At 69.4% G+C, this 19909-nt stretch carries 19 protein-coding genes; 6 read left to right on the top strand and 13 right to left on the bottom strand.

The window, feature by feature from the left end; all coding sequences use genetic code 11:
- Positions 1-80: 80 nt before the first annotated feature.
- From BG482_RS03350 to BG482_RS03315, 7 genes are all read right to left on the bottom strand, one after another.
- Positions 81-1067, bottom strand: coding sequence for an aldo/keto reductase (locus BG482_RS03350; protein WP_069767301.1), 987 nt, complete (start codon positions 1065-1067; stop codon positions 81-83).
- A gap of 163 nt (positions 1068-1230) precedes the next feature.
- Positions 1231-2190 carry an amidohydrolase family protein gene (locus BG482_RS03345; protein WP_069767300.1) on the bottom strand — a complete coding sequence of 320 codons (960 nt, stop codon included), beginning with the start codon at positions 2188-2190 and terminating at the stop codon, positions 1231-1233.
- A gap of 57 nt (positions 2191-2247) precedes the next feature.
- Positions 2248-3834 carry a Na+/H+ antiporter gene (locus BG482_RS03340; protein ID WP_069767299.1) on the bottom strand — a complete coding sequence of 529 codons (1587 nt, stop codon included), beginning with the start codon at positions 3832-3834 and terminating at the stop codon, positions 2248-2250.
- A gap of 67 nt (positions 3835-3901) precedes the next feature.
- Positions 3902-4273 (bottom strand): DUF2255 family protein, encoded by a 372-nt coding sequence (locus BG482_RS03335; RefSeq protein WP_069767298.1) that lies wholly within the window; start codon positions 4271-4273, stop codon positions 3902-3904.
- A gap of 379 nt (positions 4274-4652) precedes the next feature.
- Entirely contained in the window at positions 4653-5669 is a 1017-nt protein-coding gene (locus BG482_RS03330; protein WP_069767297.1) for a zinc-dependent alcohol dehydrogenase family protein, read from the bottom strand.
- A gap of 252 nt (positions 5670-5921) precedes the next feature.
- Positions 5922-6254, bottom strand: a complete 333-nt coding sequence (locus BG482_RS03320; protein WP_069767296.1) for a carboxymuconolactone decarboxylase family protein — start codon at positions 6252-6254, stop codon at positions 5922-5924.
- A 12-nt stretch (positions 6255-6266) separates the two neighbouring features.
- Positions 6267-6653: a hypothetical protein gene (locus tag BG482_RS03315; RefSeq protein WP_141746536.1), complete on the bottom strand. Its 387-nt coding sequence runs from the start codon at positions 6651-6653 to the stop codon at positions 6267-6269.
- A gap of 254 nt (positions 6654-6907) precedes the next feature.
- Here BG482_RS03315 and BG482_RS03310 point away from each other — a divergent pair, with 254 nt between their 5' ends.
- Positions 6908-7786, top strand: coding sequence for a helix-turn-helix domain-containing protein (locus tag BG482_RS03310; RefSeq protein WP_069767294.1), 879 nt, complete (start codon positions 6908-6910; stop codon positions 7784-7786).
- Between the two features lie 98 nt (positions 7787-7884).
- Complete coding sequence (locus BG482_RS03305; RefSeq protein WP_069767293.1) at positions 7885-8757, top strand: helix-turn-helix transcriptional regulator; 873 nt, start codon at positions 7885-7887, stop codon at positions 8755-8757.
- 172 nt (positions 8758-8929) lie between these two features.
- Here the strand turns inward: BG482_RS03305 and BG482_RS03300 are convergent, their stop codons facing one another.
- The 4 genes from BG482_RS03300 to BG482_RS03285 form a co-directional block, all read right to left on the bottom strand.
- A complete protein-coding gene (locus tag BG482_RS03300; RefSeq protein WP_069767292.1) occupies positions 8930-9799 on the bottom strand; it encodes a helix-turn-helix domain-containing protein in 870 nt (289 codons plus the stop codon).
- A 165-nt stretch (positions 9800-9964) separates the two neighbouring features.
- On the bottom strand, positions 9965-10663 hold the full coding sequence (locus BG482_RS03295) for a type 1 glutamine amidotransferase domain-containing protein (protein ID WP_069767291.1): 699 nt from the start codon (positions 10661-10663) through the stop codon (positions 9965-9967).
- Between the two features lie 24 nt (positions 10664-10687).
- Positions 10688-11080, bottom strand: coding sequence for a nuclear transport factor 2 family protein (locus BG482_RS03290; protein WP_069767290.1), 393 nt, complete (start codon positions 11078-11080; stop codon positions 10688-10690).
- 547 nt (positions 11081-11627) lie between these two features.
- Positions 11628-12623 (bottom strand): alpha/beta hydrolase, encoded by a 996-nt coding sequence (locus BG482_RS03285; RefSeq protein WP_256096229.1) that lies wholly within the window; start codon positions 12621-12623, stop codon positions 11628-11630.
- A 615-nt stretch (positions 12624-13238) separates the two neighbouring features.
- Between BG482_RS03285 and BG482_RS03280 the strand changes: the two genes are divergently transcribed.
- The 4 genes from BG482_RS03280 (at position 13239) to BG482_RS03265 (ending at position 17073) form a co-directional block, all read left to right on the top strand.
- The gene (locus BG482_RS03280; protein WP_069767288.1) at positions 13239-13589 is read left to right on the top strand and encodes a VOC family protein; all 351 of its coding nucleotides are present in this window, start codon (positions 13239-13241) and stop codon (positions 13587-13589) included.
- Between the two features lie 240 nt (positions 13590-13829).
- On the top strand, positions 13830-14684 hold the full coding sequence (locus tag BG482_RS03275) for an alpha/beta fold hydrolase (RefSeq protein ID WP_069767287.1): 855 nt from the start codon (positions 13830-13832) through the stop codon (positions 14682-14684).
- A gap of 381 nt (positions 14685-15065) precedes the next feature.
- Positions 15066-15857, top strand: a complete 792-nt coding sequence (locus tag BG482_RS03270) for a maleylpyruvate isomerase family mycothiol-dependent enzyme (protein ID WP_069767286.1) — start codon at positions 15066-15068, stop codon at positions 15855-15857.
- 325 nt (positions 15858-16182) lie between these two features.
- Positions 16183-17073 (top strand): hypothetical protein, encoded by an 891-nt coding sequence (locus tag BG482_RS03265; protein ID WP_069767285.1) that lies wholly within the window; start codon positions 16183-16185, stop codon positions 17071-17073.
- 463 nt (positions 17074-17536) lie between these two features.
- Here BG482_RS03265 and BG482_RS03260 read toward each other — a convergent pair whose 3' ends face one another.
- Both BG482_RS03260 and BG482_RS03255 read right to left on the bottom strand, forming a co-directional pair.
- Complete coding sequence (locus BG482_RS03260) at positions 17537-18151, bottom strand: hypothetical protein (RefSeq protein ID WP_069767284.1); 615 nt, start codon at positions 18149-18151, stop codon at positions 17537-17539.
- A gap of 349 nt (positions 18152-18500) precedes the next feature.
- Entirely contained in the window at positions 18501-19901 is a 1401-nt protein-coding gene (locus BG482_RS03255; protein WP_069767367.1) for a helix-turn-helix transcriptional regulator, read from the bottom strand.
- Positions 19902-19909 lie beyond the last annotated feature (8 nt).

The following is a 19909-nucleotide window of genomic DNA, read 5'->3' as shown; positions in this document are numbered from 1 at the left end:
TTCGCAGGGAGGCCTTGGCGCCCCTTCCCAGGGGAAGGGGAAGGGGAAGGACAACAGCCAGGCGAAACGGATAGGCCGGGCTACTTGTCGACCAGGGACATGTGGTGCTCGTTGTAGCGGTTCCCCTGTACCCCGACGCGGCCGACCAGTCCGTTGAGGTCGGCGAGTTCGTCGGCGGAGAGGGGCAGTTGGGTGGCGCCGATGTTCTCCTCGATGCGTGCGGTGCGCCGGGTTCCGGGGATCGGAACGACCGACGGATGCCGTGCGAGCAGCCAGGCGAGCGCGACCTGGCCCGGTGTGGCGTCCTTGGCCTGCGCGAGCCGGGTGACGTGATCGACGAGCGCTTGGTTCGCTGCCCGGTTCTCGGCTGTGAACCGTGGGATGTCCGTGCGGACGTCGCCGGCGGTGAATGGCGTCGTGGCGTCCACCGTCCCGGTCAGGAACCCCTTGCCGAGCGGGCTGAAGGGTACGAATCCGATGCCGAGCTCGGAGCAGGTCGGCAGAACCTCGTGTTCGGGGTCCCGGGTCCACAGCGAGTACTCGCTCTGTACTGCCGTCACCGGGTGGACCGCGTGGGCCCGGCGGATGGTCTGCGCACTCGCCTCGGAAAGCCCGAAGCGGCGCACCTTGCCTTCCTGTACGAGCTCACCCACGGCTCCGGCGACGTCTTCGATCGGCACGTCCGGATCGACGCGGTGCTGGTAGAAAAGGTCCAGCGTTTCGACCCTGAGCCGTTTGAGGGAGGCCGTAGCGACGGCTCGGATCCGCTCGGGCCGGCTGTCGAGTCCGGCGGGGGCGCCGTTCTCGATGCGGAATCCGAACTTGGTGGCGATCACCGCCTGGTCTCGCACCGGGGCGAGGGCTTCTCCGAGGAGCTCTTCGTTGACGTAGGGGCCGTACACCTCCGCGGTGTCGAAGAACGTGACTCCGCGGTCTACGGCTCCACGCAGTACGGCGATCATGTCGGTGCGATCGCCGGGATTGGGGCCGTAGCTCTGGGACATTCCCATGACGCCGAGACCGATGGCGGAGACTTGCAGGTCGCGTCCGAGCGTTCGGGTGTGCATTGTTCCTCCTCGTTGCTGCCAACTCGGTGCTGTCAATTCCGGTGGGTGGTCTCAGGCCGTAGGCAGGCCCGCTCAGGCCATAGGCAGGCCCGCCGCCGCGTCCGGTGTCGTCGCGAGGCGCTTTTCCTTCGCGTCATCGCGTTGAGGGCCCGCGTACTGCGGTTCACCGCGTTGTCCGCGGAAACACGCGCTTGGCGTTCGCCGTCGTGAGCGATCGCCATGTCGTGTCCTGCGCCGGTGGTTCGGCCGCGTCGATCGCCGCGATGTGGGCGTCGGCCAGCGGTGCAGGAGTCCAGCAGTAGTCGCTGCCGAAGAGCACGCGGTCCGGGTCGACGAGCCTCAGCAGTGCGGGAACCTGGCGTGGGAAGGCCGTGCCCGCCATGTCGTAGTACAGACCGCGGAGTTGCCGCACCGCGTCGGGGCCGGGCGGCTGCCGTGCATGCAGGAACAGGCTCATGCACTCGTCGATGCGGTCGGCCAGGACGGGAATCACGCCGCCGCAGTGCGGGACGATCACCCGCATGTCCGGGTGACGCGTCAGGACGCCCGCCATCACCAGGTCCGTGACGGTACGGGCGGTGTCGAAGATGTACTCGACCATCGGGCGCGGCCGGCCGAGAGCGGACTGCTCCCAGCACACGGGGGACGTGGGGTGCAGGAAGACCACCGCCCGCCGCCGGTCGAGCTCCGCGAAGACCGGGTCGAGGCGCTGGTCGCCCAGGTACACCCCGTGGGTGTGAGTCAGCAACGTCACGCCGTCGGCGCCCAGTTCGTCGAAGGAGAAGGCGATCTCCTCGAGCGCACCGTCGACGTCCGGCAGCGGAAGTGACGCGAGGTTGCCGAAACGGCCCGGGTGGTCCCGGGTCAGTTCGGCGGTGTGCTCGTTGACGCGCCGGGCAAGGAGGCGGGCCGCCTTGTCGTCGCCGAAGTGCACACCGGGGGAGGACATGGAGAGCATCGCGGTCTCGATGCCGTTGCGGTCCATCAGATCGAGATGGGCCTGCACGGACCATGACGGCCAGCCGCCCATGCCGTCGGGGTGGGCGTGGCCGGCCGCCGTGGCCTGCCGGACGTAGAAGTCGGGAAGCAGGTGGGCGTGAACATCGATGAGGCTGGAGGACATGGCAGCGGGATTCCTTGTCGTGGGGCTCACGTCGTCAGTGCACAGAGCGCAAGCGGCCTACTCCACCTGCTCGCCTCCGGCCAGCCGGACCTCTTCGTTGTCCAGGGCGGCCTGGAGACGGCGGAGCACGGTGTCGTCGATCTGCGATTCGTCCCTCAGGCGGACGACGGTGGCGCGCTTTGTGGCGATGAGGGCGAGGCGTAGGTCGGTGTAGTGGCGGTTGTGGAGCAGGGCCGGATCGTCGTCGGCGCCCGCGCCCCTCGCCCGTACGGTCGCCAGGTTGGCCTCGTACTCCTGGCGCAGCCACTCCACGACCTTCGGAGTGGTCCCCTGTTCGGCGGCGAGCTGCGGCAGCGCCTTGATGGCCTCCTCGGTCGCCTTGCTCTCGGCGAGGACCTGCTCCTCGTCGACGGAGGTGTCGCGGGGCAGCCGGGCCCAGCGCACCACGCCCGGCAGCAGCAGGCCCTGCACGACGAGGGTCACCACGATGACGCCGGAGGTGACGAAGACGATGAACGCGCGGCCGGGGAACGGCTCGCCCGAGTCGAGGTTCTGCGGCACGGACAGTGCCACGGCCAGTGACACCGCGCCCCGGAAACCCGCCAGCCCGCTGACCACTCGTGCCCGGTCGCTCATTCTCCGCAGGCGCTGCTCGGGGCGCCGGTCGATCGCGCGGATCAGGTGGGCGGAGGAGAACAGGAAGGCGAACCGGACCGCGACCAGGACCACGCTGACGGCCCCTGTCGCGATGAGGGCCGATCTGAGGTCGGATCGGCTCAGGTGGCGCAGCGCGTACTGCAGTTCCACTCCGACCAGGACGAACAGCGCGCCGTTGATGATGAAGGTGGCCAGCGGCCAGAAGGCCAGTGCCTGACGACGGTGATCGGCGCGGATGAGGCTGGGCGCCACCTGGGCCATGATCAGGCCGCTCACGACGACCGCGAGGACGCCTGAGGCGTGGATCAACTCGGCCAGCAGGTACGCCGTGAACGGAGCGAGGATCATGACCAGGTTGCCGAGCAGCGGGTCGTCCAGTCGGCGCCGCAGGTTCATGTTGACCCAGGCGACCGCCACTCCGACCGCGGCCCCTCCGCCGTAGGCCAGCAGGAACAACGCACCGACGTGCGGCAGTGCCAGGTGTTCCTCGCCGACGGTGATACCGACCGCCAGGCCGTAGACGACCAGTGCGGTGCCGTCGTTGACGAGGCTTTCCGCACGCAGCACGGTGATCTGACGGCGCGGCAGGGAGCCCGCGAGGGCACTCACGGCGGTGGCGTCGGTGGGCGCCACCGCCGCGCCCAGGGCCCACGCCGGCCCCCACGGCAGCCCGAGCGCGTGTCCGGCGACCGCCACAGCCCCCGCGGTGAGGATGACCAGGACCGTGCTGAGCAGGACGATGCCGCGCAGGTTGGTCCGGATCTCCCGCATCGAGGTGGTCAGACTCTCCCAGTAGAGCAGTACGGGAAGGAAGAGCAACAACACGACGCCGGGGGGGAGTTGGGTCTGGCGGACGGCCGGGACGAGGCCGATGAGTGCGCCCACGACGAGCAGAACGACAGGCGGCGCGACGTGGAAGCGCTCTCCCAGGACGTTGCCCACCAGCACGGCCGCACCCAGGACGACGACGAGTTCGAGACCGAGCATGGTGCTCACTCCTGTGCGGGACCGGCTGTCGGTGGTGGTTCAGCGGCTGCCGGCGGGATCGTGTCGGTCATCGGGGCACGAGTCGCAGTGTCGTGGAGCGGGCCGCGACCAAGGGGGCCACGTACGCGTCGCCGAAGCGGCCGTACTTGGTGCGGTACGCGGTGTCGACGCGGTCGTCGACCTCGGAGTCCGCCACCTGGACGAAGGTGACGTCCTTGTCGACGCCTCCGGAGCGGATGTGTCCCTCGTGGCCGGCGCGGGCCGTGCGCCACCAGCCGCCGTCCGTGCCGCGGAAGGAACGGACGTACAGCTCGTCGCCGTCGCGGACGACCCAGACCGGCACCGGACCCCGCAGCGTGCCGTCGTCGCGGCGCGGCGCCATCTCCAACTCGTCGGCCGCGGCGATGCGGTCGAGCTCGTCGTTCGTCCATGTAGTCATCGGTGTTCTCCGGTCGGGGAGGCGGCGGGCGGGGCGTGGAGGCGCGAACTCCTGAGGCGGGGCCAGGCGTAAGGCGGCGCGGCTGTGGTGGAGGGTCCCGGAGGACTCGTGGTCGGCCAGGAGTGCTGGTGAGCGGGTCACCGAGGTGGGTACGGGTGATTCGGAGCGAGTCCTGGTGAGTCCTAGGAGGGCACGCGCTTCCTGTCACGCGTGCCGAAGGCTTCGAAGTACGCCTCGACGGTGGCGATCGCCTCGCGGGTCGTCGATGTCGGTCCGTTCTGTCCGGCGGCCGTGACGGGCGGGCGGCCGATCCGCCGCTCGACGGGGCGGAGGGTTGTGGGAGCCGTCGACCGGCGCTCACCACCGTTCGGGCTTCAGGTCACGGGCGGAGCAATGCCTTGATGGCGCGGCGCTCGTCCATGGCCTTGTAACCTTCTGCGACCTCGTCCAGGGGCAGGGTGAGGTCGAAGACCTTGCCCGGGTTGATGCGGCCGCCGACGACGCGCTCGATCAGGTCGGGAAGATAGGCGCGCACGGGGGCGGGACCACCGCGCAGGCCGACGTGGGAGAAGAAGAGCTCCTGGCCGTCGATCTGCACGTCGTGCGGCATGCCGACGAAGCCGACGTTGCCGCCGGGACGCGTGGACTGCAGGGCCTGGTGCATGGACTGCTGGGTGCCTACGCATTCGAGGACGGACTCGGCGCCGATGCCGTCGGTCAGTTCCTTGACGCGTGCGACGCCTTCCTCGCCGCGTTCGGCGACGATGTCGGTCGCTCCGAATTCCAGGGCCAGCTTCTGCCGGGACTCGTGCCGGCTCATCGCGATGATGCGCTCGGCCCCCAGCTCCTTGGCGGCGATGACACCGCACAGGCCCACCGCGCCGTCACCGACGACCACGGCCGTCGACCCTGGCCTGACCTCGGCCGCCGTGGCGGCGTACCAGCCGGTGCCCATGACGTCGGAGAGCGTCAGCAGGCTGGGGATCAGCTCCTCGGCCGGCTGTTCCGGGGTGGCGACCAGGGTGCCGTCGGCGAGGGGGATGCGGACGTACTCGGCCTGGCAGCCGTTGGGGAAGTCCCGGTGCAGACAGGAGGTGTGATAGCCGGCCCGGCAGACCGGGCAGGTGTTGTCGGAGGCGATGAAGGAGCCGATGACGAACTGACCGGGCTTCACAGCCGAGACGCCGCTGCCGACCTCTTCGACGATGCCGACGTACTCGTGGCCGATCGGCTGCGGCTCGTTGACCGGATTGATGCCGCGGTAGCTCCACAGGTCGGAGCCGCACACACAGGTGGCGACGGTGCGGATGACCGCGTCCGTGGGCGCCACGATCTTCGGCTCGGGGGCGTTCTCCACCCGGATGTCCCCAGGCGCATGAATGATGGTTGCTCGCATGATGGCTTCCCGGTTCCTCTGGGTCTGTCGTGGCGTCAGGGGTGGGTACGCGTACGGACGCGCGGGCCGTTGTAGTCGTCGTCCGGGACGTGTTCGAGCCAGGTGGTGTCGTCCGTCTCCCACAGCGCGAGATGGACCATGAACTGGTCGGGCGAGGCACCGTGCCAGTGCTCCTCACCCGGCGGTGTGTGGATGACGTCGCCGGGATGCGCCGAGACCCCGGAATGCGGGGTGTGTGCGGGCGGAGGAGTATCAGCCGGACCGGTCGGACTTCTCCACGATCTCCTTGAGCTGGGTCATCGCGGTCATGGCGTTGGGCCATCCGGCGTAGAAGGCCAGATGGGTGATGGCCTCGACCAGCTCGTCCTTGGTCACGCCGTTCTCCAGCGCCTTGCCGAGGTGGAAGGCGAGCTGGTCGGTTCGGTACAAGGCGGCGAGAGCGGTGACGGTGACGAGGCTGCGGTCGCGCGGAGACAGACCCGGCCGCTCCCAGACGTCGCCGAACAGGACCGTGTCGGTCACCTCCGCGAGCTTGGGGGCGAACTCCTGGATCGCCGGCGGCGCGAACTTCTTCCGTTCGGACATGAGGTGGTGCTCCTAGCATGTGGGGGGATCAGGCCGCTCGGTCTTGAACCGGGGGGCGGGGCAGGTGCTCACCGAAGAACGAGATGAGCTCGGCCAGGGCGGGGAGGCGTATTCGTCCGCTTCGTCCTCGCCGTGCAGGTCGAAGCGGGACGTACCGTCGATCCAGAACAACTCGGCCGGCGCCCCGGCGCGCTCGACGGCCGTTCGGCCGGCGTGGGCCGTGACGGCCCCGCTGCCCGCGATCATCAGCAGCGGGCGCGGTGCGAGGAAATCGATGCCGGCGAAGGAGTCCGACCGGGCGATCTGGTCGGGCTGCCCGAGGCAGGCGGCGCCGACCCTGCCGACGGTCGGCGTCAGGCCCTTGCTGACGAAGGTGACATCCGTCCGCACTGTTCTCACCCGTCTCCTCCGCCTGCGGAATGGAAATACGCGAAATCGGTGACGTGTGAAAGCAATTCCGACCCGGGGGCGGGCCGTCCCGCTTGTTCGGGTGGATACTCTCCGTACGCCGCCCTCTGATCGCCGAACACGCCATTGACCCTGCCACCTCCACGGGAATCCGCAAAGGGGAGAATTCCGCCCTGGGTATCCCTTATCCAGGGGAGGGATTCCTACCCCCCTCGTGCGGACCGAGCGGTGTGACACTGGCTGGCATGACCAGCGAGCCGCATCTGAACGAGCTGGGAAAATTCCTCAAACTGCGGAGGGCCGAGCTGAGCCCGCGAACCGTCGGTCTGCCCGACACCGGTGGTCGGCGTGTGCCCGGTCTGCGCAGAGAGGAGGTCGCCCTGCTAGCCGCTGTCAGCAGCGACTACTACACACGGCTGGAGCAGGGCCGCATCCAGCCGTCCGCGTCGGTGCTGGCCGCTCTCGCCCATGTCCTGCGCTTGTCGGATCGCCAACGTGACCACCTGTTCGAACTGGCCGGCCGGCAGCGGGCACGACACCGCCGACCAGCCGCACAGAAGGCGCACCCACAGCTGCTCCGCCTGCTCGACGATCTCACCGTGAGTCCCGCTGTGGTGATCGGTCGCCGCATGGACATCCTGGCCTGGAATCCGCTCGCCGCCGCCTTGTTCACCGATTTCGCGAAGGTGCCGGAAGGCAGGCGGAACTGCGTCCGCATCCTCTTCACCGATCCCTCCATGCGGACGCTCTACGCGGACTGGCGGGCCGTCGCCCGTGACTGCGTGTCCCACCTGCGCGTGGAGACCGCCAAACATCCCGAGGATCCGCAGCTGATCAGCATGGTCGGGGAACTCTCCGTGGAGGACAGTGACTTCGGTCGATGGTGGGGAGGCCGTCACGCGCCGCCGCGCAGGGCGGGCGTCAAGAGGTTCCACCATCCCGTCGTGGGCGAACTCGTCCTGGACTGTGACACCCTCATCTGCGGCGGCGACCCCGATCAGGAACTCGTCGTCTGGACGGCGGAGCCAGGCAGTCCGTCGTACGACGGACTGAGCGCCCTCGCCTCGCGGGCCACCGGTCGGCCCGGCGGGCTCACGATCTGTCAGGCCGGCGAGACCGGCTGATACGAAGGTCTCCCCGTCCCCTGCGATTCGACAGGCGACAGACCTGGGACAGAACTCTCCCCCTCACATTTCGACTGGATACTGCGACACTCGCTGCTATGTACACCGAAGCCCATGTGCCTGAACTGGGAGAATTTCTCAAGGTGTGCCGGGCCCAGCTCACCCCGAGGACCGTCGGTCTGCCCGAGTCCGGGGCGGCGCCCCGGCGAGTGCCCGGGCTGCGCCGTGAGGAGGTCGCTCACCTCGTGGGGATCAGCGCCCGCGCCTACGCGCGGATGGAACAGGGGCGCACCCCCGTGCCGAGGACGGTGCTCGCCACGCTGGCCCGCGTCCTGCACCTCGACGACGCCCAGCGCGCCCACCTGTTCGAGCTGTCGGCAAAGGGCATGTGCGAACCGCGTCGCCGGCCGGCGCGGAAGGTCCATCAGCAGCTCAGACGCATCCTGGACGAACTGTCCACGACCCCCGCACTCGTCCTCGGCCGACACCTGGACATCCTCGCCTGGAATCCTCTCGCAGCCGCTCTGCTCACCGACTTCGACAAGCTCCCCGCGAACAGGCGCAACTACGCGCGGCTGATGTTCACCGACCCCGCCTTCCGTGAGCTCTGCCTCGACTGGAGGACGAACGCCCGCATCTGCGTGACCCATCTGCGGCTGGAGGCCGCCCGGTACCCCGGCGACCCGAAGCTGGCCGCACTCGTCGGCGCGTTGTCGGTCGCCGACGCCGACTTCCGGCAGTGGTGGGCGGGCCGACAGATGAACGGCCTGTGGATGGGCACCAAGAGGCTGCGCCACCCGATCGTCGGCGACCTCACCCTCGACTGGGACACCCTGACCTGCACCGCCGATCCCACACAGAAACTGGTCATCGCGACCGCCGATCCCGGGGCCCCGTCCCACGACGGGCTTCTGTTCCTGGCGTCATGGACTGCGGACTCGGACCGGCCCGCACAGGACGCGGCAGCCTGAGGCCTCAGGAGGTCAGGTGGGCCCACCGAATTCCGTGAAACCTACAGCCTTCATGCGAAGCACCTCATTGTCTGACATGCGGTCGTTGAGGTGTCCGGCCATGCCGTTTCGCGTACGCCCGGAAAAGGGGAAGGTTCCTGGTCAGCTCTTGTGGGCGCACGGGAGGGAAGGCTCAGGTAGCCGCGTCGGACGCCGACGGTTTCTGCTCGGCGGTCCAGGAAGCGAGCAGGCGTAGCCCGTCGTGGGAGGGGGTGCCGGGTTCCGCGTTCCACACGATGATGTGCTGGTCGGGATCCGTACCGCAGGTGAGCGTGTTCCAGTCGAGCGTCAGCTCGCCCACCACAGGGTGACGCAGCTTCTTGACGCCATTGCCCCGCATCGCGACGTCGTGTTCGGCCCACCACTGCCGGAACTGCGGGTCACGGGCGGAGAGTTCCTCGACCAGTGCGGTGAGAGGCCGGTCGTCGGGGTAGCGCGCGCTCTCCATGCGCAGCTGGGCGATGGCCAGCCGGGTGACCTCCTCCCAGTCGGCGTACAGCTCACGCATCCAGGGTTCGGTGAACAGCAGCCGCACGAACACCCGCTCCAGCTCGGGGTAGCGCCCGAAATCGGTCCACAGGGCGGCGGCGAGTCGGTTCCAGCCCAGGATGTCGGTGCGCCGGCCGATGACGAAGGCCGGGGAGGCGCTGAGGTCGTCCAGCATGCGTTGCAGCTGCGGGTCCACCTGCTGGCGCTCGCGGTACGCGGTCGGGCGCACCCGCTCCTTCGCCGCGAGGTCGAAGAGATAGGTGCGCTGGGCGTCGTTCAGACGGAGCACCTGGGCGATCTCGTCGAGGAGGGGAGCTGACGCCTGGAGTCGTCCCTGCTCGATCCGGGTGTAGTACTCGGTGCTGATCGCGGCGAGGAGTGCCACTTCCTCACGGCGCAGTCCCTTCACGCGCCTCCGTGGCCCGCCGCGGAGGCCGACCTCGGAGGGGGTGAGCTCAGCTCGACGGGCCTTGAGGAACTCACCCAGCTCGTTCAGATGCGGGTTGCGGTTCATGACCTTCAGCCTGGCACAAACGTCGCATCTTGTGAGGGGGACGGATCCGTCCCCTGGCTGATCGGCCAGGGGACACGATCCCCTCGATGGCGGTCAGGCCCGCGGCAGGACAGAGGGCCCGGGGCGCGAGCACGCCCGGGCCACCGGCGGGCGCTTTCCGAGTGGTCAGCTCAGTGCCTTGACCAGTTCCTGGGCGAGGGCGACGGCCGAGACCGGGTTCTGACCGGTGTACAGGGTGCGGTCGACCTGGACGTGCGGGGTGAACGGGTCGGCCTCGCGGTAGTCCGCCCCGAGTTCGCCCATGAGGCGGTCCTGGAGCAGCCACTTCGCGCGGTCGGCGAGACCGTTCAGCTTCTCCTCGGCGTTCGACAGGCCGGTGAGGCGGTAACCGTGGAACGGGGATGTTCCGTCCGGGCCGATCGTCGCCAGCAGGGCCGCGGGGCCGTGGCACACCAGGGAGACCGGCCTGCCGGTGGCGAGCCACTCGGTCAGCAGCTTGCCGGAGGCGGCGTCCTCGGGCAGGTCCTCCATCGGGCCCCAGCCGCCGGGGTAGAAGACGGCCACGTAGTCGTCGATGTTCACGTCCTCGATGCGCATCGGGTGCGCCAGTTCGGTGGCCTCGCGCAGGGCTGTCCGCATGCGCTCGGCGCCTTCCTCGCCGCCGTTGAAGTCCGCGGTGAGGCTGAGCGCGTCCGCGGTCGGCGGCACACCGGCCGGCGTCGCCGCCGCGATCTCGTATCCGGCCTCCTTGAAGACCTGGTAGGGGCCGATCGCTTCCTCGGCCCAGAAGCCGGCCGGTTGGCGGGTGCCGTCGGCCAGCGTCCAGTGGTCGGACGCGGTGATCACGAAGAGGATCTTCGCCATGGTTGTCGTCTCCTGGTGAGGGTGTCAGCCCTTGAGGGCTTCCTGGAGGATGTGGCTGTCGGCGGCCTGCCGCATGCTCACGGCCTTGCCGTCGCGGACGGTCCACAGGTGGATGAACCGGACGTCGGCCTTGTTCCCGGTCTTCGTCTCGGCGTGGTAGTGGCCGAACACGAAGACGTGGCCTTCGTCGTCGGCGTAGAACTCCTCGGGCACCGCGCCGAAGGAGTCGTAGTTCGGCATCGTCCCGCCGAAGAAGTTCTTGGCCGCGTCGTCCCACCCGTGGTAGACACCGCTGTTCGGGAAGCCGGGGGTGATGTCCCAGATGAGGTCCGGCGCCATGACCTCACCGGTGACTTCGGGGGCCATCCCGGACTCGTACAGCCTGCGGATGAGGGCGAGGCTCGGGGAATCGGACATGACGTACTCCTTGCGGGGGGTGGGTGATGGGTGGAGGGGGGAGTGGGCTCGGGGATCAGGCGGCGAGGGCGGTCCGACCGGCGCGCAAGATCGCGGCCTGACGTGCGACGCGGACGCCCAGGTCTCCGCGGTGGCGATGTCCGACTTGTGGTCCGCCTCCGGGCCGGCGTCGGTCGGGCTCTGTGCGCCGGCGCCCAGGAAAAAAAGCGCAACCGGTTGATGCCGTCCTCGCTGCCCGTGGTGGAGTCCCAACCCGGCTGCGGCCCAGGCTGAGCCCGTGCATGCCGTGCTGGGCGGCCATCGTGGCGAAGTAGCCCAGGACGGACGACTCGTCGCCGTTCTTGGCGCCGGAGTTGGGGAAACCCGCGGCGAGCTTGTCCACCCGGGCCCGGGAGAACCACCGCCTGCTGCTGGCCTCGGCGAACGTGTGGAAGGCCCCGGAGGCGGTACCCATGTATGCGGGGGCGCCGGAGGCGATCGCAAACGTGCTTCTCGAATGATTTCTACGGCGGGCTCGGCTCTCCGGGCGTTTTCCTTGGGGAGCCTGCTACTGAAGGACGGCGAAGAACTTCACCATCTTGGTGAGCGCCTGATCCATGTACTCGGGAACGTCGTACATGGCGATGTGAGTCGCGCCGTCGACGACGAACAGTTCCTTCGGGCCCTTGGAAAGCTCGTAAGCCTGGTCGCTGAACACCTTTGTGTCCGCCTTGCTCCCCGCGATGAGGAGCAGCGGCTGGGTCAGCAGTTCCGGAATTTGATCGAACGCCGAGAACGCGTACATCTTGTCCATGCTGGTCAGCAGGAAACGGCCCTTCGAACGGGGATGCTGACCACGTGGGGTCCGGTAGTAGTCGTATCCCTCGCGGAGAAGGTCCGGCGTGTTGTCGTCGATCTCCTCCAGCGTTTCCGGGACGAACGGGGCGTAGACGGGCTCTGCTCCCCTCGCCTCCGCTGTGCGCTGTTGAGCGACCGTCTCCAGGGTCTTGATCTGCTCGGACACCGGAGACAGATGCCCCAGGAAGCCCCTGGAACCTTCGCCCATCGGAGCCGCGCTGACGGTGGCGACCGCCTTGAAACGGCGTTCGGTCTGCGCCACGCCGATCGCGTAACCGCCACCGGCGCAGATGCCGAAGACGCCCATCCGCTCGGTGTCCACGTACGGGCGAGTGGCGAGGAAGTCCGCCGCGCAGCGGGCGTCCTCCACTCGGGCCGTCGGGTCCTCCAGAAGGCGCGGTTCGCCGCCGCTCTCTCCCTGACAGGAGGAGTCGTAGACCACGGTGACGAAGCCCTCGGAAGCCAGCCGCTTCGCGTACTCGCCGATGGTCTGTTCCTTCACACCGCCGGCCGGATGAATTCCGACAAGGGCCGGGTATTTTTTATCCTCGTCGAAATTGTCCGGAAGGTGGAGGTGTCCCGCGATCTCTACGGCCTTGTTCCTGAATGAAACAGTCTCGACCATGGCGCCTGTCCCTTTGTCGGCCGCGATCCGCCAATCGGCGGTCCGCACACCATGATTCGCCGGTGTCGAGATGATGTCCACTCGCTATGGGGGGAAGGAATCGTCCCCTGGAAATAAATTCCCGGGTAGCGGCCCCCCCGTCTCATTCCGGGGGGTAATGCCGGCGTGCGGCATTCTGCCCCGTGCGCGGTGCGCCACCACGGTGAGCTCGGTGGACCGCAGTCACTGTCGGGACCCGTGCTCCGTACACGGCGGCATCCGTGATCACAGCTGCAGGCGTTGTCATGCCCGTCATCCTGCCTGCCACCACTGGCATCGACCGATGCAGCGGACGGACACGTCCGGGAAGCGAGCGGCGGCTGAGGCCCGGCACGACGCGATTCCGAAGGCCGTGAGCGGTACGGGGGAGGGAAGGCAGTCAGCGGTACGGGGGAGGGAGCGGAGTGCGCAGGGACGCCGAGGACCGCAGAGCGGTGAAGACCCGCTCCCGGGTGCCGCGACGGCTCGCACCCGTAGCCGGTTGTCGACGCCTTGCCGCCTGCCGACTGCCGAAGGATCCGAACCCAGGGCCACTGGTGTCCGTCGACATTCCAATCGGCCGCCGTGTCATCGAACCCGGTCGAAGGTCTTCGCGACCTTGGCGTGTCAGGATGCCGGGGACACGACCGCCATGACGTCGAACGACCGGAGCCAGCCATGATCAGCGGCGCGCATGTCATCCTCTACAGCCAGGACGCCGAGGCGGACCGCGCCTTCATCCGTGACGTCCTTGACTTTCCCGGCGTCGAGGCGGGCGGCGGCTGGCTCATCTTCAAGCTGCCCCCGGCCGAAATCGCCGTGCACCCGACCGATGGCCCGCCTCAGCACGAGTTCTACCTGATGTGCGACGACCTTGATTCCCAGCTCGGCGAGTTCCGCGCCAAGGGCGTTGAGATCACCCGCCCGGTCAGCGAACAACGGTGGGGCAGACTGACCGCCATCCGGCTCCCCAGCGGCGCCGAACTTCCGCTCTACGAACCGCTGCATCCCATCGCCCACAGCCTGTGACCCCACAGCACGCGACTCGGCCCGTCGCGCCGCGCTCAGATGCTGTGTCGACGGACCCGGCGGGAAGCACGTCGGCCCACAGGCTCTCGCCGGACACCACCCCCGCTTCCCCACGCAGGTGCCCTGCGAGACACGAGCCGAACACGGCTCAGCACCACTGTCGAAGCCACAGCCAGAAGGATCGCAGCCCTCCCGAACCCTTGATCTTGTCCTGAAGATCGTTCTGTTGGAGGCTGAGGCATGCAGAATCTGCCGACATTCGTTCTTGTTCACGGGGCCTTCGCGAACTCGTTCTCGTTCGCGCCGCTGCAGGCCGAGCTCGCCTTGCTCGGGCACCGCTCGGCCGCGGTCGACCTTCCGGGGCACGGATTCGAGGCGACCTTCCCCGCGGCCTACCAGGCTCCCCAGCTTCTCGAGGCACTCGCCGCAGAACCGGGAAGCATCAAGGGGGTCACGCTCGCCGACAACGCCGCCCGCGTGATCGAAGTCCTCGAGCGGGCCAAGAGGAACGGGCCAAGCATCCTCGTCGCTCACAGCAGGGGCGGCATCACGGCCACGGCCGTCGCCAACGCCCGGCCCGAGCTGATCGACCGGATCGTTTACGTCTCCGCCTGGTGCCCCGTCGATCTGGACGTGAGCGGCTACTACGCCCAGCCGGAGATGGCGGACGTCGACGCGGGAGCCTTCGCTGCCACGCTCGTCGGAAACCCGACCGAACTCGGTCTGCTCCGGACCAACTTCCGCACCGCCGAGCCGGCGGCCCTCGCGGCGTTCAAGCGAGCGTTCGCCGCCGATCTGACCGATGACGAGTTCCGGACCTTCCTGAACACCTTCCAGCCCGACGAGAACCTCGACGCCGGTACGTCCGCCGACCGGGCACAGGCCACGACCTGGGGCCGGATTCCCAAGACCTATGTGCGCTTGGCCGCCGATGCCAGCCTTCCGCTCGCCGTGCAGGACCGCATGATCCGCGAGGCCGACGCGCTCACACCCGACAACCCCTTCGACGTCCGGACACTCGAGGGGAGTCACCTGCGCTGGCTCGTCCACCCGAAGCCCGCCGCCCAGCTGCTCGCAAACCTCGCGGCGCGCTGACGCTCCACCGGGCGCTTGGCGGTGTCGCCGGAGGTGCGCGGGCCGGATCCCGGGAGCAGGCGCAGGCCGGCTCACCGGCGCTCCCGGGTCCAGTGGGATCCCACGGGCTCACCGCACCAGGCAGTGCGGGGGTGGCGGGCGCAGAGCTGAGCGAGCGGCAGCCGGTCCGCATCGTCACAGGTCCCAGTCTCGCCAGCCCTGCTCTTGGTTGTCGAAGTCCGATGATCCCTCCGTCATCGAGGGGCGCGAGGTCGGAGGCGGCCAGGTCAGCCTGCCGCTGAGTGCCTGCCGCGGCGCGACAAGCCGACCGCCCGACCGCGTCCGCCCCGCCGCCACCCCGTACCGTCACCCCAAGCCGTCCCCCAGAGAAAGGACCCCACGATGAACTCGTCGGACCACTCCGCATATGAACCCGCTCCGGTCGACCACCGTGCCGCGGTCGCGGCGGAGACCGCCCGATTCGTCGCCGCCCTCAAGGATGCCGATCTGACGGCCGCCGTGCCGAGCTGCCCCGGTTGGACGCTGGCGGACCTGGTCAAGCACACCGGCAGCGTCCAGCGCTGGTTCTCAGGGCTTCTGCACGCGCGCATCCAGGAGCCGCCGCGCCGGCGGGACGTGGACCTGCGGCTCCCGGAGCGGCAGGAAGATTACCCCGACTGGCTGGCCGACAGTGCGACCGTGGCCGCGCAGGCCTTCGCGGCCACGGACCCGGACCTGCCCATGTGGGCATGGGGCGTGGATCAGCACGCCCGCTTCTGGGCGCGCCGGATGCTCTTCGAGACCCTGTTGCACCGGGTCGACGCCGAACTGGCCCTGGGCCGCCGGGCCACCGTCGACCGGGCACTGGCGGTCGACGGGATCGACGAGTTCCTCGTCAATCTGCCCTTCGCCACTTCCTTCGCCCCCGACGTCGCCAAGCTGCGCGGCCCCGACCAGACGATCCGCTTCGACGCGACCGACGGTGAGGGAAGCTGGCTCGTGCGTCTGCGGCCCGACGGCTTCGGGCTCGACGCGAACGCCGGTGCTGCCGAAACCGCCGACGCGACCGTTCATGGAATCGCGGCCGATCTGCTGCTGCTCGTCTACGGCCGACTGCACCACAATGCGGCGGCCTTCACGCAAGACGGGGACAAGGACCTGCTGACTCACTGGTTCGCCAACTCCGCGTTCTAGCACTGGGTGACGTCCGGCCGATCGGCTGCTTGCAGGGGATCCCCGGCGCCGCCATGACGGGCACGCGCCAGTGCTGCGTGGTCTGCGTGAACCTTGCGGATGACGCAGGCATCGACCATGACGTGCACCACTGCCGGGGCGGTCTTCCAGGAGAGTGGGGCGGCGTGATCATGCGGACCGGCGCGGAGAGTGGGCTGCGGGGCCGTAGTCGTCGCAGCCGCTCTCCGGTACCGTACCGACTGGACGGTACGACTATGCGCCTGACGCACCGTCATGTGATCGATGAACACTGTCGATTCATCCGCCACAGGACGGAGAGCCGCTCATGACGCATGACACGGACCGCGACAGCCTCGCCCTCGCGCGCGAGACCTGGAGAACCGTCGAGCCCTACCACGGGGCGGTCTACTTCTCGCCCGAAGCCGCCGCCCAGTACGCCGAGTTGGGCGTGGACGCCAGGACGGGGTACTTCGCGTCCCGCTCGGCCGCGCTCGGCGCCGTTTCGGCGGACGTGGTGATCGCCACGTTCTACAATTTCAATCCGCAATTGGTGCGCCGGGCGATACCCTCGGCGTGGGACGTCGCCGCGCCGCAGCGGTTCGCCGCTGCCCGGCTCACAGGGATCGACGCCACGCTCCGCCGCATCCTCGGCGCGGAGATCGTCTCCTCACCGGAGATGGTCCGCGCGGCGGAACTCGCCCGTACCGCGGCTGAAGTGATGGTCAGTCACCCGCAGGGCCGCCCCCTCTTCGCCGCGCACGCCGCGCTGCCGTGGCCGAGCGAACCCCACCTCGTGCTCTGGCACGCGCAGACTCTACTGAGGGAGTTCCGTGGCGACGGTCACGTGGCGGCACTGCTGACCGCCGGACTGAGCGGGATCGAAGCTCTCGTCACGCACGCCGCCGCAGGCGACGTCGACGCAGGGGTGCTGCGCGACTCGCGGGCATGGACTGCACAGCAGTGGGGCGAGGCCGTGCAGAACCTGCGTGAGCGTGGATGGCTCGACGACGGGCCGCACTTGGCGTTGTCCGAGGACGGTGCGCGGCGCAGGGCGGAGATCGAGCACACCACCGACAGGCTGGCCGCCCTCCCCTACCTCACGCTCGGCCCTACGGCCTGCGCCGAACTGTGCTCCTTGGTCAGGCCGTTCAGCCTTGCGTTGGCCAAGGAGCTCCTACCGTGGGCAGTCGGCCGCCTGAGCGTAGAGAGCCCTTGAGGAAGCCATCGCGACCGCGCACGCCGCGGCGGCAGTCGCGCAGCAGGCGGTACGGCGTTCGACGTCGACGGCTGCTCCTCGACCCCGGACTCCAGCTTCAACAGCGGGTGCCGGGCAGTGGCCCCGACCAGCGATGGCAGCTGGTGCCGATGCGATCCGTTCCCGCCCGTCGTCAACATCCTGACGGCTGCGGAACCCCGGCGTGCGGTCGGCCGGACACCCGGCCGACCGCACGGTTGTACCGCCGAGGACTACTCCGACCGCCCGAAACCGCGGTGAAGTGGCCCAAGGCCCGCCCGGACCGGACCTCGCACGGTGGGGCTTCGGTCGAAGGCTCCTCGACGTCCGGACGACACCCGGCGGACCGGCGCACGGTGGATCTCGCGGAGCTGCCGCATGCGGTGCGTCGTCCTTCGTTCATCCGATGACCTCGTGCGAGCTTCTCGGCCGAACAGCGATTCGGTCAGCCGGCCCACCGGGAGTCGAGGGCGATGGCCTGCAGGCGGTCGAGCGTGAGCGGGGGCTGCGGTCGCGTCACGGGGCCGCCCTCGGCGTAGGAGTTCACTTCCTGGACGATGACCCGGCGGCCGTCGGGGTGGAGGGTGTCGACCAGCCACACTACGGCGGAGCCGCCCTTCTCCGACGCCCGCTTGGCCCGCTTCACCTGGGTGCCGTCGGCCAGGGTCACGGCCTGGCACTCGATGTACTGGCCGTCGCAGCCCATACGTCCTTCGAGGACGTCGCCCATGTCGTCCTGGGCATTCACCCCGATCATGCTCTTTCCACGGCCGTCGTCCCAGACCAGCGCGCCGTAGCCTTCCTGGCTCTGCTGGTCGGAGATCTTCCCGCCCCTGGGCAGCAGGGACTTGAGCACCCGGATCATCTGCCGGCCGGAGAGCGACGCGTCGGAGTCCGAGAGCGCGACGGACGGGGACGAGGCCCCGGCACCGGCGTTGACGGTCCGCGGTTCGGCGGCTGAGGCCTGCGCCGCCGCACCGAGCCCGAGAACCAGGACGAGGCCGGCGGCGACGGCCACGCGGCGGCCCGGACGACGGCGTGCGGGAGTGCTGGTGTTCATGTGGTGACTTCCTTCTCTGAAATCCGAACGCGGGTGAATCCCTGCGTCGCGGGACGGCGCGTGGTGCGAGACGCCGAACACGGTCCGGGCACAAAGGTGTCCCGGTGAACAGGCGCAGGGTGGTTGTTCCGTCCTGCCGGCCCGGCGGTCGTGCCGCCTCGGCCGGTGCGACGTCCACAGACTCCAGGAGACCGGACACCCCCGCCAACAGTCGCCGCCGAAGCCGGGACGGCGGGACCATCCCACCCCTGTTGACCTGGGGAAACAGGAGTCCCTGGGATGCCGTTCCGGGACGCGTGGACCACGCGCGCCGTGTCGGCCGGTCATCGGGCGCGGCCGACACCGCTCGTCAGCCCGTCTCCGCGTCGCCGTCGGCAGTGGTCATGGGGACCCAGCCGGCGGGTCTGCGGAACCAGTAGTGAGGCAGTCCCTTGATGCTGGTCGTACGAAACGGGCGGCCGTGGTCGTCGATGCGCACCGTGCCGCTTCGGCCCTGCGAGGACCAGTCGAGTTCGAGGTACCAGTCGCAGGTGCACGACTCGGTGCCTGCGAAGACCAGCAGAACCTCCGGCTTCTGCAGGGACACGCGGTAGGGGAAGTCAACCGCGAAGCTGGGTGAGTCGGGGCGGCCGGCCGGCATGACACGGGGCAGGGGTCTGCGCGCGTCGAGGTCGACGGCGAAGTAGCGGGGCTGAAGGGTGGCGCCGCAACCGTCGGCCATGGAGTAGGCGATGTCCCCGGGCCGGCCGGCAGGGACGGCCCGGTTGACCACACGCACATGCAGTGCCTCCAGGAAGGCGGCGGCGAAGCCGCGTCCCTGCACCGTGATCCGCACATTGGTGTCACGCCCGTGCACGGCGCCCTGGGACGCGGCCCACGGCCCGGCGTCGGCCGGGAGCGGCGGTGGCGGGACCTGCTGAGGTGGCTTGGCGATGACGTAGTCGTGGTCACACCCGAGTTCCCCCCAGACGTGGGAGTCGGCGGTCCAGGTGAGCGGGGGCGACATCGGGGTCGTACCAGCGTCCCGTTCGTTCTCCTGCGCGCCGTCGGCGCTGTGCGTGGCCGGCGCGGAGGGTTCGGTCGTGGTGATGCGGGCGGAAGCCGACGGTGGGACCGCATCGGCGGTCGCTCGGCTCTCCTGCCTGTCGCCGTCGCTGTGCGGGACCGGTGCGGAGGTGTCCGGCATGGTGACGCGGGCGGAAGCCGACGGCTCGGCACCGTCGGCAGGAGGGCCGGCCGCGGACCCGGTGAGGCCGCCGAGGGCGACGGCGAGCGACGCCGCCAGTGCCACAGCTCGCCCGGGCCGTCGTCGGCGCTGCTCGAGGCGCGGGCTCGCTTCGCTCGGCGACGCCGGCCCCGGGCGCGGGGTGGACGGCGGCATCGGTTCGGGTGCGTCGTCCGCCGGACCGCTGGGGCGCGAGTATGCCACCGCCGCCGCGCAGCCAGGGGCGCCGCCGGGCGTCTGAGCCCGCCGGGCACGGGATGGCCGGAGGCGTTGCCGTGCCGCGGCTGCCAGGATCCACCGGCGGTGCAGCTCGGCGCGTTCCTCGGGGGTGGCTCGGCACAGCGCGGCGAACTGCGCGATCCCGGTGAAGTCCGGGGGGACCGCCTCACCGGTGCAGTAGCGATGCACCGTGGAGGCAGTCATGCCCAGAGGGCGAGCCAGCGCCGCGTAGCTGTGGTTCGTGCGCTTCTTCAGACGCGTCAGCAGGAGCGCGAACTCCATTACGTCGTCCTCGTGTGCATCCATGTGGTCCG

Origin of the sequence: Streptomyces sp. LUP30 (assembly GCF_001746365.1) — a bacterium.
GTDB lineage: Bacteria > Actinomycetota > Actinomycetes > Streptomycetales > Streptomycetaceae > Streptomyces.
Note: the sequence above shows the minus strand (reverse complement) of the source record. Positions and strands in the feature narration are given on the sequence as shown.

What these genes read in the sequence shown, in the direction of transcription:
- BG482_RS03275 (WP_069767287.1), top strand. Translation starts at nt 13,830, where the DNA reads ATGCAGAATCTGCCGACATTCGTTCTTGTTCACGGGGCCTTCGCGAAC.
- BG482_RS03335 (WP_069767298.1), bottom strand. Translation starts at nt 4,273, where the DNA reads ATGACTACATGGACGAACGACGAGCTCGACCGCATCGCCGCGGCCGAC.
- BG482_RS03350 (WP_069767301.1), bottom strand. Translation starts at nt 1,067, where the DNA reads ATGCACACCCGAACGCTCGGACGCGACCTGCAAGTCTCCGCCATCGGT.
- BG482_RS03330 (WP_069767297.1), bottom strand. Translation starts at nt 5,669, where the DNA reads ATGCGAGCAACCATCATTCATGCGCCTGGGGACATCCGGGTGGAGAAC.
- BG482_RS03260 (WP_069767284.1), bottom strand. Translation starts at nt 18,151, where the DNA reads ATGAACACCAGCACTCCCGCACGCCGTCGTCCGGGCCGCCGCGTGGCC.
- BG482_RS03305 (WP_069767293.1), top strand. Translation starts at nt 7,885, where the DNA reads ATGTACACCGAAGCCCATGTGCCTGAACTGGGAGAATTTCTCAAGGTG.
- BG482_RS03295 (WP_069767291.1), bottom strand. Translation starts at nt 10,663, where the DNA reads ATGGCGAAGATCCTCTTCGTGATCACCGCGTCCGACCACTGGACGCTG.
- BG482_RS03340 (WP_069767299.1), bottom strand. Translation starts at nt 3,834, where the DNA reads ATGCTCGGTCTCGAACTCGTCGTCGTCCTGGGTGCGGCCGTGCTGGTG.
- BG482_RS03290 (WP_069767290.1), bottom strand. Translation starts at nt 11,080, where the DNA reads ATGTCCGATTCCCCGAGCCTCGCCCTCATCCGCAGGCTGTACGAGTCC.
- BG482_RS03255 (WP_069767367.1), bottom strand. Translation starts at nt 19,901, where the DNA reads ATGGATGCACACGAGGACGACGTAATGGAGTTCGCGCTCCTGCTGACG.
- BG482_RS03320 (WP_069767296.1), bottom strand. Translation starts at nt 6,254, where the DNA reads ATGTCCGAACGGAAGAAGTTCGCGCCGCCGGCGATCCAGGAGTTCGCC.
- BG482_RS03265 (WP_069767285.1), top strand. Translation starts at nt 16,183, where the DNA reads ATGACGCATGACACGGACCGCGACAGCCTCGCCCTCGCGCGCGAGACC.
- BG482_RS03280 (WP_069767288.1), top strand. Translation starts at nt 13,239, where the DNA reads ATGATCAGCGGCGCGCATGTCATCCTCTACAGCCAGGACGCCGAGGCG.
- BG482_RS03310 (WP_069767294.1), top strand. Translation starts at nt 6,908, where the DNA reads ATGACCAGCGAGCCGCATCTGAACGAGCTGGGAAAATTCCTCAAACTG.
- BG482_RS03345 (WP_069767300.1), bottom strand. Translation starts at nt 2,190, where the DNA reads ATGTCCTCCAGCCTCATCGATGTTCACGCCCACCTGCTTCCCGACTTC.
- BG482_RS03270 (WP_069767286.1), top strand. Translation starts at nt 15,066, where the DNA reads ATGAACTCGTCGGACCACTCCGCATATGAACCCGCTCCGGTCGACCAC.
- BG482_RS03300 (WP_069767292.1), bottom strand. Translation starts at nt 9,799, where the DNA reads ATGAACCGCAACCCGCATCTGAACGAGCTGGGTGAGTTCCTCAAGGCC.